This window comes from Sphingobacterium sp. Ag1 (assembly GCF_000988325.1).
Taxonomy (GTDB): domain Bacteria; phylum Bacteroidota; class Bacteroidia; order Sphingobacteriales; family Sphingobacteriaceae; genus Sphingobacterium.
Genome location: NZ_LBGU01000027.1, coordinates 34,385 through 49,877 on the forward strand (window position 1 = coordinate 34,385; position 15,493 = coordinate 49,877).

Here is a 15,493-nt window from a genome sequence, read left to right on the forward strand (position 1 = left end):
AGTGAAGATGAAACGTATTCTAGTATTGGGGCTGTCTGTTGTTATTGCGCTATCCATGTCGGCCTGTTATTCTGCCCATCATCACCATGGTCATGGCCGTGGTCCGAAAAGAATGCCTCCTGGGCATGCTAAAAAATACTATGGTGAGCAGTCGGCACGTGATTTTGCTCCAGGACAACAAAAGAAAAAGCATAGACATTAATTTTTTATTGGATTGCATTCGACGAGCGTATACATGTTTGTAGGCTATCGAATATTTTCTTTTGACGACCATTGATGTGGTATAGAGAAGAAGCAAAATAATATAAAAAAAGCTTTCACAATTGTGAAAGCTTTTTTTATGCTGTTAGCATCTAAGCAAAAGGATCTTTATCAGGTGCTGGTGGCGTAGGATTTGATGGTTGTGAACTTCCAAATGGGTCCTGTGGCCGAGAAGAACCGAAGGGATCTTGGCTTTGTGTAAAAGGATGATTTGTTGCGTTTTCCAGCGCTTTGGGATCTGGACCATATTGATTTGAAGCCTTGTCGCCTTCCAGTACCAATAAGTAAAGCAGGTAGATCCAACCAATAAATGGAATCAATGCAACTAATATAAACCAGCCTGATTTATTGGTGTCATGTAATCTTCGGACCGTAACGGCTATCCCGGGAATTAGTAAAGCTAAACTTACTAAACCTGAGACATACGTAAATAAGCTTGCAATTTGTCCAAGTATTGCAAATACTGCGCTAATGATGAGATTTGCAAGGAAAAACATCCAATATTCCTTACGGCGAGCCCTTCCTTCAAAGTTGGCATAGTTGTCTCGAACAACCTTTAAAAAGTTTTCTTTAAGTTCCATATTTTAAGACTTTTTTAGGTGAAAATGATGTTAGTAAATCAAAATGTTATTTCAATTTTGTTACAATAAATGTACCAAGAATTTATCCGAGAGATCAATTATTATAAAAGGGTAAGTGTTTGGAAGAGCTATAGTTGCTGCGCTTGGGCAAAAGAATAGCCGCGTTCATCTGCCTGTTTTGGATCTAAAGGCAGCATAGAATTCGCTTTCAAAGGAGAAAGCTGTGCGTAGCTTATCTAAAAATCTCTTCGAGTATATACAGCGATTTTATTTCTTTAAAATTTGTGCGGTGGAGACGATAGAAGTCGAGCACTTTTTCCAGCAGGAATTGCCGATCAGAAGCGGTCATTTTGATGCGGTCGCAGTTTGAATATTCGGATTCGATTAAATTTCTGAAAATTGACGTATGCGGTTCCTGCAATACAAGTGGATGTTCAGGAAGGCTATCGGAAAAGGTAGCTTCATGAAGATTAAAATAAGGGCGGGGCTGTTTTGATTCAGCGGGATAAAACCCGAGAAAGCGTGTTAGCTTGATTAAAAAAACAAGATGGAAATTGGCCAGATTTAAATGCGTTTCATCTAGCCAGCGGACAGACTGGTGGATGAACTCAAAAAGATAATGGTCATTTTCTTGTTCCTTCAGAATTTTATAGAGTATTTCATTGAGAAAAAGGGCAAGTGAGCTTTTAACAATGTCATAAGGTATTTCTTGCAAAACAGGGACTTGACGCGCTTCGGATATCCGTTGTAATGAACCATTATCTTTATGTGTAGCGACAATTTCCAGTAAATGTAAGGGTTGAAGAATATTGGCCTTGATCTTTGCTTTAGGCTTCCTTGCGCCCGTAATGAGATAGGATTGCATCCCAAACTGTTCCGTGTATATCTGCGCAACAAGGCTACTCTCCGAATAGTTGGTTGTTTTTAGGACAATACCCCTAGTTTTGATCAGCATCTCCTTCTTTCTCTTTTTTATGCGATTCTTCGCGCATCTCCATAATGGCATTTCGGTCTACTTTACGAATCATGCGATAGATCAAAGTCAGGACACCGATACTAAATACAATAACTCCGACAAGCATAGCAAGTTTATACCAGTTGGAGCGTTGTTCCATGAGGTAATATCCTAAGATTACAAGTACGACACCAATGATTATTTCCCTTAAGCCCTTGCGAAGATATTTGTTCATAAATGTGAATTGTTGAAAACTATTTTTCTTTACAGAGCAAATATAATACAATAAAATCCTTTATTTTTGCCCTTACCCTTCCTGTGTAGAACTATTTTTAAAAATAATTCCAATTATCTTGTTGCTTATCTAAAAAAAAATATAGATATTTGCAAACTCTTTGCAGAGAGTGCAAAGGATTAACATATTGTAATAAAGACAACAAAAAAATAATATCATGTCAAGAATTTGTGATTTAACAGGCAAAGCGGCGTTAACAGGAAATAACGTTTCTCACTCAAACGTTAAAACTAAACGTAAATTCTATCCAAATTTACAAACTAAACGTTTTTACATTCCAGAAGAAGATCGTTGGATTACATTGAAAGTATCTACTTCTGCTATCAAAACTATCAACAAGAACGGGATTACAGCAGCGATCAATAAATTTATCGTTAAAGGTTCAATCTAATTGATTGTTTCGCCTGTTAGATTAAGATTATTCATGAAATTTCAATCCTTAAGAGGATTCAAAATAAAGTAAAACAATGGCTAAAAAAGGAAATAGAGTACAGGTTATCTTAGAATGTACTGAACACAAAGAAAGTGGTCTTCCGGGAATGTCTCGTTACATCACTACTAAAAACAAAAAGAACACAACTGAGCGTTTGGAATTGAAAAAATTCAACCCAGTATTGAGAAAAGTTACTGTTCATAAAGAAATTAAGTAAGTCACACATCTTGGCACTTGAAAAAGAGGCTAAGTAAAATATTAATATACCATGGCAAAGAAAGCAGTTGCATCGTTACAAAAAGGTGGCGGTAAAGAATTTACAAAGGTTATTATTACTACTAAATCTGCAAAAACTGGCGCGTATACTTTCAAAGAAGGTATGGTTCACAACGATAAAGTGAAAGACGTCGTTGCTGCAGCTCAAAAATAACGAGTAGCATTTTCCTTTTTTAAAGTTTTTCTTTAAAAAGAATTCGATAAAAATAGCCGTTTTGGTATCCTACCGAAAGGGCTTTTTTTGTTGAGGACATTTGTTTATATTTGAACATCAATTTTCACTAAACACTCCATGGGATTATTTGATTTTTTTAAGAAAAAACCACAAACACAAGAAGAAGAACAGGCCTTAGATAAAGGTTTGGAAAAAACAAAAGAAGGCTTTCTTTCTAAGATTACAAAGGCTGTCGTTGGTAAGTCAACAGTAGATGACGATGTACTGGATAATCTGGAAGAAGTTTTGGTTACTTCTGATGTTGGGGTTACGACCACCTTAAAAATCATTGATCGCATACAGGCCCGTGTTGCCCGAGATAAGTACGTTTCTACTTCTGAGCTCAACAATCTCCTGAAAGAAGAAATTCAAACGCTGCTGGCAGAAAACAATAGTGCTGATTTCGAGAACTTCAATTATGGCGATCATAAACCATACGTCATTATGGTTGTAGGTGTCAATGGGGTTGGCAAAACAACCACTATTGGCAAACTAGCCCATCAGCTGAAACAAGCTGGAAGCAAAGTTGTGTTGGGGGCAGCGGATACGTTTCGGGCGGCTGCTGTTGATCAACTTAAATTATGGGGTGAGCGTGTTGGCGTGCGTGTTGTCGCTCAGGCCATGGGCTCGGATCCTGCTTCAGTGGCTTATGATACCGTGAAATCGGCAGTAGCAAATGGCGAAGATGTGTGTATCATTGATACCGCAGGCCGTTTGCACAATAAGGTTGGCCTAATGAATGAGCTCACGAAGATCAAGAATGTTATGCAGAAGGTTGTTCCTGGGGCACCACATGAAATCTTGTTGGTCTTGGATGCATCGACAGGGCAAAACGCCATTGAACAATGCACGCAATTTACACAGGCAACTGATGTGAACGCCTTAGCATTGACTAAACTCGATGGAACGGCTAAAGGCGGGGTGGTTATTGGTATATCTGATCAATTTAAGATCCCGGTGAAATATATTGGTGTAGGAGAGAAAATTGGTGATCTTCAGTTGTTTAACAAAAAGGAATTTGTCGACTCCCTTTTCAAATAGAGTCTACCGTCTAATCATATGAAGACAAAATACGCGAAACCAGCTCCTTTGATTAATAAACCACGCGTCAATGTGGTAACATTGGGCTGTTCGAAAAATATTCACGATAGTGAAGTCCTGATGGGCCAGTTAAAGGGCAATCAGATGGAAGTCGTGCATGAAGCATCCAATATACAGGAGAATGATATTGTCGTAATCAATACCTGCGGTTTTATAGATAATGCCAAACAGGAATCAATTGATGCGATCTTACAATATTCGGATCTAAAAGATCAGGGTAAAATTAACAAAGTGATCGTTACAGGCTGTCTTTCTGAACGATATAAGCCGGAGTTACAGGCTGAAATCCCCAATGTTGATGCCTTTTTCGGTACAAATGATCTACCGGATCTGTTGTCAACCATTGGAGCTGATTATCGACACGAATTGTTGGGAGAGCGCTTATTGACAACGCCTTCGCATTTTTCTTATTTTAAGATTGCAGAAGGGTGTAACCGCCCTTGTTCTTTCTGTGCAATTCCCTTAATGCGTGGTAAACACGTTTCCAAATCCATTGACGATCTTGTCAAAGAGGCAAAATATTTAGCTTCTAATGGGACAAAAGAATTAATTTTAATCGCACAGGATCTCACTTATTACGGTCTCGATATCTACGGAAAACGCAATCTTTCTGATTTAATGCGTCATTTGTCGGACGTCGATGGAATCGAATGGATCCGGCTTCAATATGCATACCCTTCCGGCTTCCCAATGGATATTTTGGATGCAATGAACGAACGTTCGAATATCTGTAATTACTTGGATATGCCATTGCAGCATATTTCTGATCCAATGTTGAAGTCTATGCGCAGAGGTACAACGAAACAGAAACAGATCGATCTTGTCAACGCAATACGTGACAAGGTTCCAGATATCGCGTTGCGTACAACATTAATTTGTGGTTATCCAGGTGAAACTGAACAGGATTTTCAGGAGATGTTGGATTGGGTTGAAGAGACCCGTTTTGACAGGTTAGGGTGTTTTACCTATTCTCATGAAGAAAAGACGCACGCACATTCTTTGGAGGATAATGTGCCACAGGAAGTAAAAGAAGAACGAGTGGAAGCTATCATGGAAGTACAGCAAGGTATTTCGTACGATATCAATCAGTCCAAAGTCGGTAATACCTATAAAGTGCTGGTTGATCGGGTAGATGGCGATTACTTTATTGGCCGGACAGAATACGATTCTCCGGAGGTCGACAATGAGGTCTTGATTCCTGCTGCAGATACCTATGCACGAATTGGTGATTTTGTTCAGGTAAAAATCGACCGAGCTGAAGATTTCGATCTATATGGTGAGATTGTAAGGAAATAAGTTTAACAGCTTATCGCTAATACTATAAACAAACGGGCCTCCTTTATTCAAAGGAGGCCCGTTTGTTTATAGGCAATTGTCAGTGAAATGATATAATTTAAAAGTGGGACAAGCATTTTGCGAAAAATCACTATTTTGTCGACGCAAACTAGATACATTTGTAAGCGTACAATCCCCATTTTAAACAATCTATAACCGTTTAAAATCAGATTTATGAAGGCCTGTAGTTTCAGGATGAATCATTCTTTTGATTAAGATAAAAATAGGTGCTGTTGGGACGAAAAAGATTCTCCCTCCGATCAGGTTGCTTTGGGAATTTTCGTAATCAATAAGAATAGAAAATGAATAATAAATTTGCAGATGAAAGCAACTTATATTGAATATAGTGAAACAAATAGCTTCTCCAAGACTTTATTAGCCTATTTGGCACATGATGAAGCCTTAAAACCTTTTGTTGGGAATTGGCCTACCTGGGCTGGTTTTGAAAAGCAATTGAATGAAAAGAAGAAATTTGAACACAGGGAGATTCTTGTTGAGCGCCTTAAAAACCAATATGGCGAACTATTAAAAGATTCTCCTGCCGTAGCCGCCAATTTAGAACTGTTGCTGGACCAAAATTCTTATACCATTACGACTGGGCATCAGCTCAATATTTTTACCGGACCGTTGTATTTTATTTTTAAAATAATGACAGCAATACGTTTGTCCGAAGATTTGAAAGGCAAACATCCCGATAAAAATTTTATTCCGGTATATTGGATGGCAACTGAAGATCATGACTTTGAAGAGATCAACCACACCAAAGTCTTCGGTAAGAAAATTGCTTGGGATACTCCTGCTGTTTCTGCTACCGGGAGAATGGATACCGCAACAATCGTTGATGCTGTGAAGCAGTACACCAATATTTTAGGGCTTTCCGAAAATTCGACCAGACTGACACGCATTGTAGAAGAAGCCTATTTGAACCATGATCGATTAGCAGATGCAACACGGTATATGGTCAATGAGTTGTTTAAGTCTTACGGTCTTTTGATCGTCGATGCGGATGACCGGGAATTGAAGGAACTGTTCAAGCCAATTATTAAGGAAGATATCATCTCTGAAAAAAGCTTTAAGGCAATAACAGCGCGATCGGAAGAGTTGGAATCAAATGGTTTCTCTACCCAAGTGCATGCCCGTGAGATTAATTTCTTTTATTTGACGGACGAATTTAGAGAGCGTTTAGTACTGACTGCTGACGGCCGATACGAAGTATTGCACCAGCATATTTATTTTACCAAAGCAGAGCTGGAGCAGGAGATCGAGCGTTATCCAGAGCGTTTCAGTCCAAATGTGGTCATGCGGCCGATGTATCAGGAAATTATACTTCCCAATCTTGCTTATATTGGCGGTGGCGCCGAAATGGTCTATTGGATGCAGCTAAAATCCAACTTTGAACAATATCAGGTAGATTTTCCAATTTTGATCCCTCGTAATTCAGCAATGATTACCGAGGACAACGTTGCAGCTAAGTTGTTTCGTGTTGATCTTACATTTAAGAGTATTTTCCGGCCGGCAGAAGTGCTGAAAAAAGAGTATGTTCGACGTCATACCAAAGAACGACTGAATCTCAATGACGAATGGATGGAGCTGAACGCCATTTTTGGTAAGATAAGGTTACGAACTCATAAAATAGATCCAAGTTTGGGTCCTAGCACTGAAGCCGTAAAAGCACGGTTAAAGAAAGCGATCAATAACTTGGAGAAAAAGCTGATGAAAGCTGAGAAGCGAAATCATCAGCATGCTTTAACGGATATTGATAATGTGAAGGAAAAACTTTTTCCTGGCGGAGGACTGCAGGAGCGCTCTGAAAATTTCGCTTTGCTTTATGTCAAATACGGTGATAGCCTCTTTAGGGATCTTTACAAGTACTTTAATCCATTGGATTTTAAGTTTACGATTTTATATTAGAAAGTCAGCTTCGGCTGACTTTTTTGTGATGTTATTGGCCAGAAAGAATTTTCAGTTTGCGTTCTTTTTGTTACTGTCTGCTAAATCATGATGTTTGCAGTATCGGGATATTTCTATACCTATGTTAAAATACTTTTGTTGCCTGTTCCGATATTGCTTCTTTTTTCCTAAAGAAGTTTCATTTTGTTTATATACATGTTGAAATGCTTTGTTTATAATTTCATAATATTTCGTTTAGCTCCTGTTAACAGTTCCGATGTAGTTTTGCTTTCATTATCACAACCAACAACTAAATGAAAGAATTTCTACTTACAACGTGTGCCATCGCACTTGGAACAGGGTTGTACGCACAAACGACCCAAGCCGGGTTTTCCGGAAAGATTACGGACGAGAACAACAAAGGGGTTCATGGTGCTTCCATCGAAGTGCGGAATGAATCGACCGGTTTCACAACGAAGACCTCAACCAATGCAAATGGCGACTTCAACTTTAAGGAGTTACCTTTAGGCGGTCCATATACGATCAAAGTTACTTATATAGGCTATGGCGAACAGGTGCGTTCGGGATTTAATTTAAATCAGGGTGATATTGTACGCTTGACCATTCCTATTCAAAACACGTCGAATGTATTGGAAACCGTTGAATTAACAGGAATAAGTACGCTAAAGAATAAAATAGAAAATCTAGGTGCTGCTACAGCGGTTACAGCCAAGGACATCGCGAAGTTGCCTGTCAACGGCCGGAATTTTACGTCGTTAATGGATCTGTCTCCTTTGAGTAAGGGCGATAATATCGGTGGCCAGTTGGGTTCTTCTACTAATTTTACGATTGATGGTATGAATGCCAAAAATCCGACTTCTGCGGGTTCAACAACCAGTCGTAGTGGCGCACCTTTTTCCATTTCGATAGAAGCAGTCCGTGAATTTAAAGTGGTCACCAACCAGTATGATGTGACTTACGGAAGAGCGGGAGGAGGAACAGTCAGTGCGGTGACCAAACAGGGAACAAATCAAACGCACGGAAGCGCATGGCTTTATTCAAGGGCCGATTGGTTGTCCAGTCCGTACGATATCAGAGGAAATAAACGAAGCAATGATTTCTCTACCTATCAATACGGATTTACATTGGGCGGCCCGATTATAAAGGACAAATTACATTATTTTGTAGCCTGGGATCATCAACGCGATGCCCGCCCACTGATTATTGCGGATATCAATTCTGAGGCCGACGAGAAGAGATTTAATGTCACTAATGCCACCTTGGATGAGTTTGTCAATATCGGACGTAACAAGTATGGATTGGGCAATGAACGTCAATATGGTGCTTTTGATAAAAAGCGAGGGTCTGATGCGATTTTTGGGCGAATTGACTGGCAAATTAATGAGAAAAACTTGTTGACGATCCGAAATAACTTTACAAGTGACAATAATAAGTTGGGATTACAGGATAATAAGCCAATTACCTTGTATGAATCTTATGGAAATGATAAAAACATTGATAACAGTCTATTGGCAACTTTGCGTACGACTATTTCATCTAAGGTAACGAATGAATTGAAAGTACAACATCTCTATACCTATCAAAAAAGTAGCCCAGGAGATCTTTTACCAAGTCAAAATATTCCCCGTGCAATTGTAGAGGATGCAGTATCTAAGGTCGCTGGAGAAGATAAAAAGACCACATTGCAGTTGGGCGGACATCGTTTTGCACAGGAATCATTTAAAAATAATGTATTTCAGCTTGTTAATAATATCTATTACAGTACCGATAATATCAATTACACCTTTGGGGTCGACTTGATGTATACCCACGCAAACTCGATTTATGGAAGTGAGGTCAATGGGCGCTTTCACTTTAGACCGAGTGATGGAAAGACAGCCATGCAAAACTTTAACGACATGAAGCCATATGCTTATTATCGTGAAGTTCCTTTGGTAAGTGATCCAGCTGTGGTCGGTAAGATATTCAATGCCGGTGCATATGGTCAGTTACAGACCAAGTTGGCACAGGGGTTGGATTTGGTTGCGGGATTACGATTGGATTACGGACATTATCCAACCTCTCCTTTGAATGAAGAATTGCTGAAAGAAGTGGGGGTGCGTACAGATCACAAATTGAAATCTTTTGTTGTACAGCCTCGTTTCCAGATGACTTGGGATGTGAATGAAGAACGAAAGGACTTTTTCCGGATAGGAGCAGGTGTTTTCGCCTCAGATATTAACAATTATATGACCATCAATAACTTGACTTTCGACGGTAAGCATTTTGCGACGGTTGATGTCCGAGGTAATGATGTACCTACACCTAATTTTGTGGGCTATAGAAAGGACCCGTTGACAACACCAACATTGGCGCAGTTTCAAGTACCTACGATCAATACCTATGGACCCGACGCTAAAATTCCAGTAGTCTACAAGGCAAATGTATCTTATACGCATTTCTTCACCGAAAAGTTAAAAGCGAGTCTTTCAGGGTATATGAATCTTGGGCGTAATAACTATATGTATGTGGATCGTAATATGGTGAAAGATCCGTTCTTTAGATTAGCGAATGAAGACAATAGGGGCGTTTTTGTTCCTGCGGCATCGATTGTTGATGGGGCTCCGGATTGGAAAAAGGGACGGATTTCCAATAAATTCGGCCGCGTACTAGAATTGAACTCTGAAGGAAAAGTGAATCAGTTTGCAGTCGTATTGGATGCAAGTTATCAATATTACAAAGATGGATCTCTATCGGTTAGCTATACCTGGAATGATGCGAAAGATAATACTTCTTTCAATGGAAACGTGGCGAATACAGCGACCTTATCTTTGGCAGTAAAAGATGATCCGCGCGATTTGAGCAAGATGAGTTATTCGAACAATCAATTCCGCAATAAGATTGTGATCTATGGTACTTTACCAACATTTTATGGTGTCAGCGTGGGAGTACGGTACTCAGGTATTGGTGGTACGCGATACAGTTTGTTGGCCGGAGGAAATATAAATGGAGACTTTGTTGCTGGGGACAATGATCTGGCCTTTATCTTTGATCCCAATAATCCCAATACGTCAAAACAGCTGATTAGTGGATTGAATAATTTGTTGAATAATCCAGAAGCGAGTCAGAGCCTTAAAGATTTTATTAAAAAATATCAAGGTAAAATAGCTGAACGTAATGGTGGAGTAAATGGTTTTTATGGTTTGATCGACCTTCGAATTGCTAAAAAATTCAATTTATATAAAAACCATGCATTGGAGCTCTCGGGAGATCTTTTCAATGTTGCCAACTTATTTAAGAAGACTTGGGGCGTAAATGAGTCTTTGGGTAATCAAAATCTATATGCTTTAGGCGGAAAGGATGCCGCTGGAGAGAAATTGGTGCCTTTTGATGTTACGAAACAGCAGTTTAATTATAATGTAAACAACTCTGGTATCGTCTCACCTTCGGGTAATCCCTATCAATTCCAATTGGGATTAAGGTATTCGTTCTAATCACATAAAACGATATAAAAGATACTTTTCATGGCGAAGCCCCCAAAAGCACTAGTTTTGGGGGCTTCGTCTTTTACAGTCATTAGATCTAAGCTTATGAAGGTTTACATGCAATAGGGTTTGTAGGCAGATCTTTGATCGCTATACAGGGACCTTTTCTTTTGGAAGAAAAACTTCGGCCATCATGTGACGCACACTTCCACCGCCACAGGTCTCGATAACATGGAGATCCTGATGAATGATTTTGCCATGCTTTTCTAATTGCGCTGTTTGGTATAAAGTCAATGAAGATAAAGCCTTGTTGCTCAGGATAATAAAACGATTCCCGTATTTATTTCTTACCTGTAGGCAGTTTGCCGCAAAAGATTCGAGTTGGTTTTCGTTGATTTCAATGATCTCCTTGCCTGTATCTTTTAAGCTTTTTAGTAGCGTTTCGAGCTCAGACTGATTATCGATTGCCTGCGGACATAAGATGGCAAAGTCTTCACCCACCGCTAGGACGACATTGGTGTGATAGATAGGTTTCCGCTCTCCATCGACCGTTTGGAAGGCGTGAAATACAACCGGTGTATAATTTTCAGTTCTGCAATATTCATCGAGCATACTTCTGTCCGCTCTTTCGGATAAGGCGCAGTAGGCTATACGGTGAGCACGGTCCAAGACGAGCGCGCCAGTGCCCTCCAAATATTGTTTATTGTTTTCGGCTTCACTTAAATCCTTGGTTAGTTTTACATAATAACCGTTTTGCTTCAATGGCCCTTCGAAATCCAATAAATGTTCTTTTCGACGATTTGGAGCAAACATGGGATAGAAAATTATTTTTCCATCCTGATGAAAGGAGACAATATTGTTGGGGAATATACTGTCGGGGCTTTCTGATTTCTCGTCGTCCTGAATGACAGTCACCAAAATTCCATGTGACTTCAATTCATTTACTAGCGCGTCAAACTCTCCTTGCGCTTCTTTGTTGACTTCTTCTATACTGAGGTTTTCGATATCCTTTTGGAAGAAGTTGTTGACCGCGGTCTGTTCATTTTTACGGAAGACAGCGGGTCTTACTAAAAGAACGCTGTCTGTTACCTGTTTTCTCATGGTTTATAATCGTTACTTCGCTGTTTTATATTCGTTAAAAAGAAATGATATTCGTTTTTTGTGATAATTTACATTTGTCAAAAGAGATGCTTCCCTAGCTGGATAATGTTTTCTTCGTTAAGATTTCTGATCGCAACATACTCTTGATATCAGTTGTTCTTAGCAAAAAAGTGTATATCGTTATTTCGAAGTCACTTTACAATTGGTACATATACTAATTTATTGAAAATTCATGGGCATTGCAAAAAAGGATAGTGAAGTAATGAAAGAAATGCGCGGGTGAAATAGCAGATAATCCTGTCTTTTTTTAAAATTGTAGCAAGCGATTGTTGTATTGTTTGTTATATTTATAATGAACAACCTGTATGTTTGAGGTTATTCCAAAAATTAATTGACAAAGACAATCGATTGCATTTCGGTAGCTCAGTAAAACTGACTTTTTATCCACTTTTTTGCTTCGTTTTCAGTCATTTATTTTGCTATCTTTGCTCATCCAAAAAACGACTGTTTATAAGAGAGTTAATTGCCTAATTATTATGTCGCTAACTATCTATAAGCGTTAACTTTTTGCACACATGAGCAATATACACTTCCAAGAAAAATTCGAAAGTCGCCACAATGGCCCAAGTCCAGTTGAAGCGAATGAAATGTTGGCTAAATTAGGCGTTTCGTCAATTGACCAGCTTATTGACCAAACGGTCCCTTCTCAAATTCGTGCTCCAAAACCTTTAAATCTTCCCAAAGCATTGTCTGAGGTAGCCTATTTAAAGCGTATTGCGGAAATCGCTGAGAAAAATAAAGTTTTTAAATCTTTTATTGGTCAAGGTTATTACGATGTAATCCTTCCGGGCGTCATTCAACGCAATGTATTTGAAAACCCAGGATGGTATACGCAGTATACGCCTTATCAGGCGGAGATTGCACAAGGTAGGTTACAAGCTTTATTGAACTTCCAGACTGTAATTTGTGATTTCACAGGTTTAGAAATTGCCAATGCTTCTTTGTTGGATGAAGCTACGGCTGCAGCTGAAGCCATGTTTATGCTTTATTCAGCTCGGAAAAATAAAGATGCTAATGTTTTCTTGGTGTCGAACAATGCCTATCCGCAGACGATTGATGTATTGAAGACCCGTGCTTTGTCTTTTGGTATCGAGCTTAAAATTGCGGCTATCGCTGAATCAGAATTAACAGACGATGTATTTGCTGCATTTGTTCAATATCCTGCTGCTGATGGCTCCATTGTCGATTATAAATCATTTGCTGCTACAGCGCACAGTAAGCATATTACCGTGTGTGCGGCGGCAGATTTGATGAGCTTAGCCTTATTGACGCCTCCGGGAGAATGGGGAGCAGATGTTGTTGTCGGTAACTCGCAACGTTTTGGCGTACCAATGGGCTTTGGCGGCCCTCATGCAGCCTATTTTGCGACACGCGACAGCTTTAAACGTAATATCCCAGGCCGTATTATCGGTGTTACTTCTGATTCAAATGGCAAATATGCATTGCGTATGGCTTTGCAGACTCGTGAACAACATATCCGTCGCGATAAAGCCTCTTCAAATATTTGTACTGCACAAGCTCTTTTAGCGATTATGGCTTCTTTCTATGCCGTATACCATGGCCCTGAAGGAATCAAAAATATAGCATCACGTATCAATGCATTGGCTAACCTGTTGGATCAAGCAATACAATCATTGGGTTATACGCAATTGAATGCAGCTTATTTTGATACACTACGTGTAGACTTAGGTGCTCATGCTGGTGCTTTGAAATCTGAAGCATTAAATAACGAATTAAACTTCTATTACAATGGTTCGGAAGTTTCAATTGCTATAGACGAAACAACGACATACGAAGATATCAAGACAATCGTCAAAGTATTTGCTAAAATTCAAGGTAAAACATTGAATGACGTAGATTTCGATGCATTGGAAGAGAATTTAGGTTCTTCAATTCCTGCCGATTTAGTACGTACTTCTGCCTACTTAACACATCCAAACTTTAATAGCTATCATTCTGAACATGAGATGTTGCGCTATATCAAATCTTTGGAAGCAAAAGATTTGTCGCTTTGCCACTCGATGATTCCATTGGGTTCATGTACGATGAAATTGAATGCTACAGCCGAAATGGTACCAGTTACTTGGGCGAGATTTGGCGGTTTGCATCCATTTGCTCCTGCAGATCAAACTTCTGGATATATGCAAATGATTGGCGAATTGAACGATTGGTTGTCTGAGATCACTGGTTTTGCAAAAATGAGTTTCCAACCAAACTCAGGAGCACAAGGTGAGTATGCTGGTCTGATGGTTATTCGTGCTTACCATGAAAGCCGTGGTGATCACGGACGTAATATCTGTTTGATTCCTGCTTCTGCACACGGAACGAACCCTGCTTCTGCTTCTATGGCTGGATTGAAAGTGGTTGTTGTGAAATGTGATGAATTGGGAAATATCGATATTCCAGATTTAAGAGCAAAAGCGACTGAACATGCTGCAAACTTGAACTCACTGATGGTGACTTATCCTTCTACACACGGTGTATTTGAAGAGTCTATTATTGAAGTCTGTGAAATTGTTCATGCAAATGGTGGTCAGGTTTACATGGACGGTGCGAACATGAATGCACAGGTTGGATTGACGAGCCCAGGCCATATTGGCGCTGATGTTTGTCACTTGAACCTCCATAAAACATTCTGTATTCCTCACGGTGGAGGAGGTCCAGGTATGGGGCCTATCGGTGTTGCAAAACACTTGGTTCCTTTCTTACCTAACCACGAAGTGGTTTCTACTTCTGGTGAAGAGGGTATCTCTGCCGTTTCTGCAGCTCCATTTGGTTCAGCATCAATCTTGCTTATTTCCCATGCCTATATTTCAATGATGGGTGGTGAAGGTTTGACAAATGCGACAAGAACAGCCATATTAAATGCAAACTATATTAAAGCGCGTTTAGAAAATGCATATCCAGTACTTTATTCAGGTACTAACGGACGTTGCGCACACGAAATGATCTTAGATTGCCGTGGATTCAAAAACTTTGGTATCGAGGTTGCAGATATTGCAAAGCGTTTGATGGATTATGGTTTCCACGCACCGACTGTTTCTTTCCCTGTGGCAGGAACATTGATGGTTGAGCCTACGGAGTCTGAGTCTAAGGCTGAATTGGATCGTTTCTGTGATGCATTGGTTGCTATCCGTGAAGAGATCGCTGCGGTTGAAGCAGGAGAGGTAGATCAAGCTAACAATGTACTGAAACATGCACCACATACCGCTTCGGTTGTAACCGCAGATGAGTGGGACAGACCTTACAGCCGTCAAACAGCCGCATACCCATTGGAGTATGTAAGAGAACGTAAATTCTGGCCTTCGGTAGGACGTGTAAACGACTCTCAAGGTGACCGTACATTGATTTGTTCGTGTCCATCAATTGAAGAGTACGCCGAAGCATAGTCTCGGTAGCTATAATGAAGGCCTCTATATTCGTATAGAGGCCTTTTTTTGTGCAATCTGTTCAGATGCGTGGGTAAAAGAAAAATAGAAAGGTACTCTAGTTAAACTTTACCGTCG

13 protein-coding genes are annotated in these 15,493 nt (G+C 39.7%); 9 read left to right on the top strand and 4 right to left on the bottom strand.

Annotated features, from left to right (window positions below):
• The first annotated feature begins 7 nt into the window (after nucleotides 1–7).
• Nucleotides 8–202, top strand: a complete 195-nt coding sequence (locus AAW12_RS05410; RefSeq protein ID WP_046672594.1) for a hypothetical protein — start codon at nucleotides 8–10, stop codon at nucleotides 200–202.
• Between the two features lie 151 nt (nucleotides 203–353).
• Here the strand turns inward: AAW12_RS05410 and AAW12_RS05415 are convergent, their stop codons facing one another.
• The 3 genes from AAW12_RS05415 to AAW12_RS05425 all read right to left on the bottom strand — a co-directional run bounded on the left by AAW12_RS05415 (nucleotide 354) and on the right by AAW12_RS05425 (nucleotide 2,032).
• Nucleotides 354–842, bottom strand: a complete 489-nt coding sequence (locus AAW12_RS05415) for a DUF805 domain-containing protein (RefSeq protein ID WP_084823087.1) — start codon at nucleotides 840–842, stop codon at nucleotides 354–356.
• Nucleotides 843–1,074: 232 nt separating this feature from the next.
• Complete coding sequence (gene recO / locus AAW12_RS05420) at nucleotides 1,075–1,797, bottom strand: DNA repair protein RecO (RefSeq protein ID WP_046672595.1); 723 nt, start codon at nucleotides 1,795–1,797, stop codon at nucleotides 1,075–1,077.
• The gene (locus AAW12_RS05425) at nucleotides 1,781–2,032 is read right to left on the bottom strand and encodes a hypothetical protein (protein ID WP_046672596.1); all 252 of its coding nucleotides are present in this window, start codon (nucleotides 2,030–2,032) and stop codon (nucleotides 1,781–1,783) included. The genes recO and AAW12_RS05425 overlap by 17 nt, the downstream gene beginning before the upstream one ends.
• 217 nt (nucleotides 2,033–2,249) lie before the next feature.
• Here AAW12_RS05425 and rpmB point away from each other — a divergent pair, with 217 nt between their 5' ends.
• From rpmB to AAW12_RS05455, 7 genes are all read left to right on the top strand, one after another.
• Complete coding sequence (gene rpmB, locus AAW12_RS05430; protein ID WP_046672597.1) at nucleotides 2,250–2,483, top strand: 50S ribosomal protein L28; 234 nt, start codon at nucleotides 2,250–2,252, stop codon at nucleotides 2,481–2,483.
• 76 nt (nucleotides 2,484–2,559) lie between these two features.
• Nucleotides 2,560–2,742 (top strand): 50S ribosomal protein L33, encoded by a 183-nt coding sequence (gene rpmG / locus AAW12_RS05435; protein WP_002998409.1) that lies wholly within the window; start codon nucleotides 2,560–2,562, stop codon nucleotides 2,740–2,742.
• A gap of 51 nt (nucleotides 2,743–2,793) precedes the next feature.
• Complete coding sequence (locus AAW12_RS26030) at nucleotides 2,794–2,955, top strand: DUF4295 domain-containing protein (protein ID WP_070562566.1); 162 nt, start codon at nucleotides 2,794–2,796, stop codon at nucleotides 2,953–2,955.
• Nucleotides 2,956–3,093: 138 nt separating this feature from the next.
• The gene (ftsY, locus tag AAW12_RS05440; RefSeq protein ID WP_046672598.1) at nucleotides 3,094–4,056 is read left to right on the top strand and encodes a signal recognition particle-docking protein FtsY; all 963 of its coding nucleotides are present in this window, start codon (nucleotides 3,094–3,096) and stop codon (nucleotides 4,054–4,056) included.
• A gap of 18 nt (nucleotides 4,057–4,074) precedes the next feature.
• Nucleotides 4,075–5,412: a 30S ribosomal protein S12 methylthiotransferase RimO gene (rimO, locus tag AAW12_RS05445; protein ID WP_046672599.1), complete on the top strand. Its 1,338-nt coding sequence runs from the start codon at nucleotides 4,075–4,077 to the stop codon at nucleotides 5,410–5,412.
• A gap of 360 nt (nucleotides 5,413–5,772) precedes the next feature.
• Nucleotides 5,773–7,362 (top strand): bacillithiol biosynthesis cysteine-adding enzyme BshC, encoded by a 1,590-nt coding sequence (gene bshC / locus AAW12_RS05450; protein WP_046672600.1) that lies wholly within the window; start codon nucleotides 5,773–5,775, stop codon nucleotides 7,360–7,362.
• A 293-nt stretch (nucleotides 7,363–7,655) separates the two neighbouring features.
• The gene (locus AAW12_RS05455; RefSeq protein WP_046672601.1) at nucleotides 7,656–10,835 is read left to right on the top strand and encodes a TonB-dependent receptor; all 3,180 of its coding nucleotides are present in this window, start codon (nucleotides 7,656–7,658) and stop codon (nucleotides 10,833–10,835) included.
• Nucleotides 10,836–10,976: 141 nt separating this feature from the next.
• On the opposite strand, the gene ctlX is transcribed toward AAW12_RS05455, so the two are convergent.
• Nucleotides 10,977–11,927, bottom strand: a complete 951-nt coding sequence (ctlX, locus tag AAW12_RS05460) for a citrulline utilization hydrolase CtlX (protein WP_046672602.1) — start codon at nucleotides 11,925–11,927, stop codon at nucleotides 10,977–10,979.
• Between the two features lie 575 nt (nucleotides 11,928–12,502).
• On the opposite strand from ctlX, the gene gcvP reads away from it, so the two are divergent.
• Nucleotides 12,503–15,376: an aminomethyl-transferring glycine dehydrogenase gene (gcvP, locus tag AAW12_RS05465; RefSeq protein WP_046672603.1), complete on the top strand. Its 2,874-nt coding sequence runs from the start codon at nucleotides 12,503–12,505 to the stop codon at nucleotides 15,374–15,376.
• The last annotated feature ends 117 nt before the right edge of the window (nucleotides 15,377–15,493 follow it).

What these genes read in the sequence shown, in the direction of transcription:
- recO (WP_046672595.1), bottom strand. Translation starts at nt 1,797, where the DNA reads ATGCTGATCAAAACTAGGGGTATTGTCCTAAAAACAACCAACTATTCG.
- AAW12_RS05410 (WP_046672594.1), top strand. Translation starts at nt 8, where the DNA reads ATGAAACGTATTCTAGTATTGGGGCTGTCTGTTGTTATTGCGCTATCC.
- ctlX (WP_046672602.1), bottom strand. Translation starts at nt 11,927, where the DNA reads ATGAGAAAACAGGTAACAGACAGCGTTCTTTTAGTAAGACCCGCTGTC.
- rpmB (WP_046672597.1), top strand. Translation starts at nt 2,250, where the DNA reads ATGTCAAGAATTTGTGATTTAACAGGCAAAGCGGCGTTAACAGGAAAT.
- AAW12_RS05415 (WP_084823087.1), bottom strand. Translation starts at nt 842, where the DNA reads ATGGAACTTAAAGAAAACTTTTTAAAGGTTGTTCGAGACAACTATGCC.
- AAW12_RS05455 (WP_046672601.1), top strand. Translation starts at nt 7,656, where the DNA reads ATGAAAGAATTTCTACTTACAACGTGTGCCATCGCACTTGGAACAGGG.
- rpmG (WP_002998409.1), top strand. Translation starts at nt 2,560, where the DNA reads ATGGCTAAAAAAGGAAATAGAGTACAGGTTATCTTAGAATGTACTGAA.
- gcvP (WP_046672603.1), top strand. Translation starts at nt 12,503, where the DNA reads ATGAGCAATATACACTTCCAAGAAAAATTCGAAAGTCGCCACAATGGC.
- bshC (WP_046672600.1), top strand. Translation starts at nt 5,773, where the DNA reads ATGAAAGCAACTTATATTGAATATAGTGAAACAAATAGCTTCTCCAAG.
- rimO (WP_046672599.1), top strand. Translation starts at nt 4,075, where the DNA reads ATGAAGACAAAATACGCGAAACCAGCTCCTTTGATTAATAAACCACGC.
- AAW12_RS05425 (WP_046672596.1), bottom strand. Translation starts at nt 2,032, where the DNA reads ATGAACAAATATCTTCGCAAGGGCTTAAGGGAAATAATCATTGGTGTC.
- AAW12_RS26030 (WP_070562566.1), top strand. Translation starts at nt 2,794, where the DNA reads ATGGCAAAGAAAGCAGTTGCATCGTTACAAAAAGGTGGCGGTAAAGAA.
- ftsY (WP_046672598.1), top strand. Translation starts at nt 3,094, where the DNA reads ATGGGATTATTTGATTTTTTTAAGAAAAAACCACAAACACAAGAAGAA.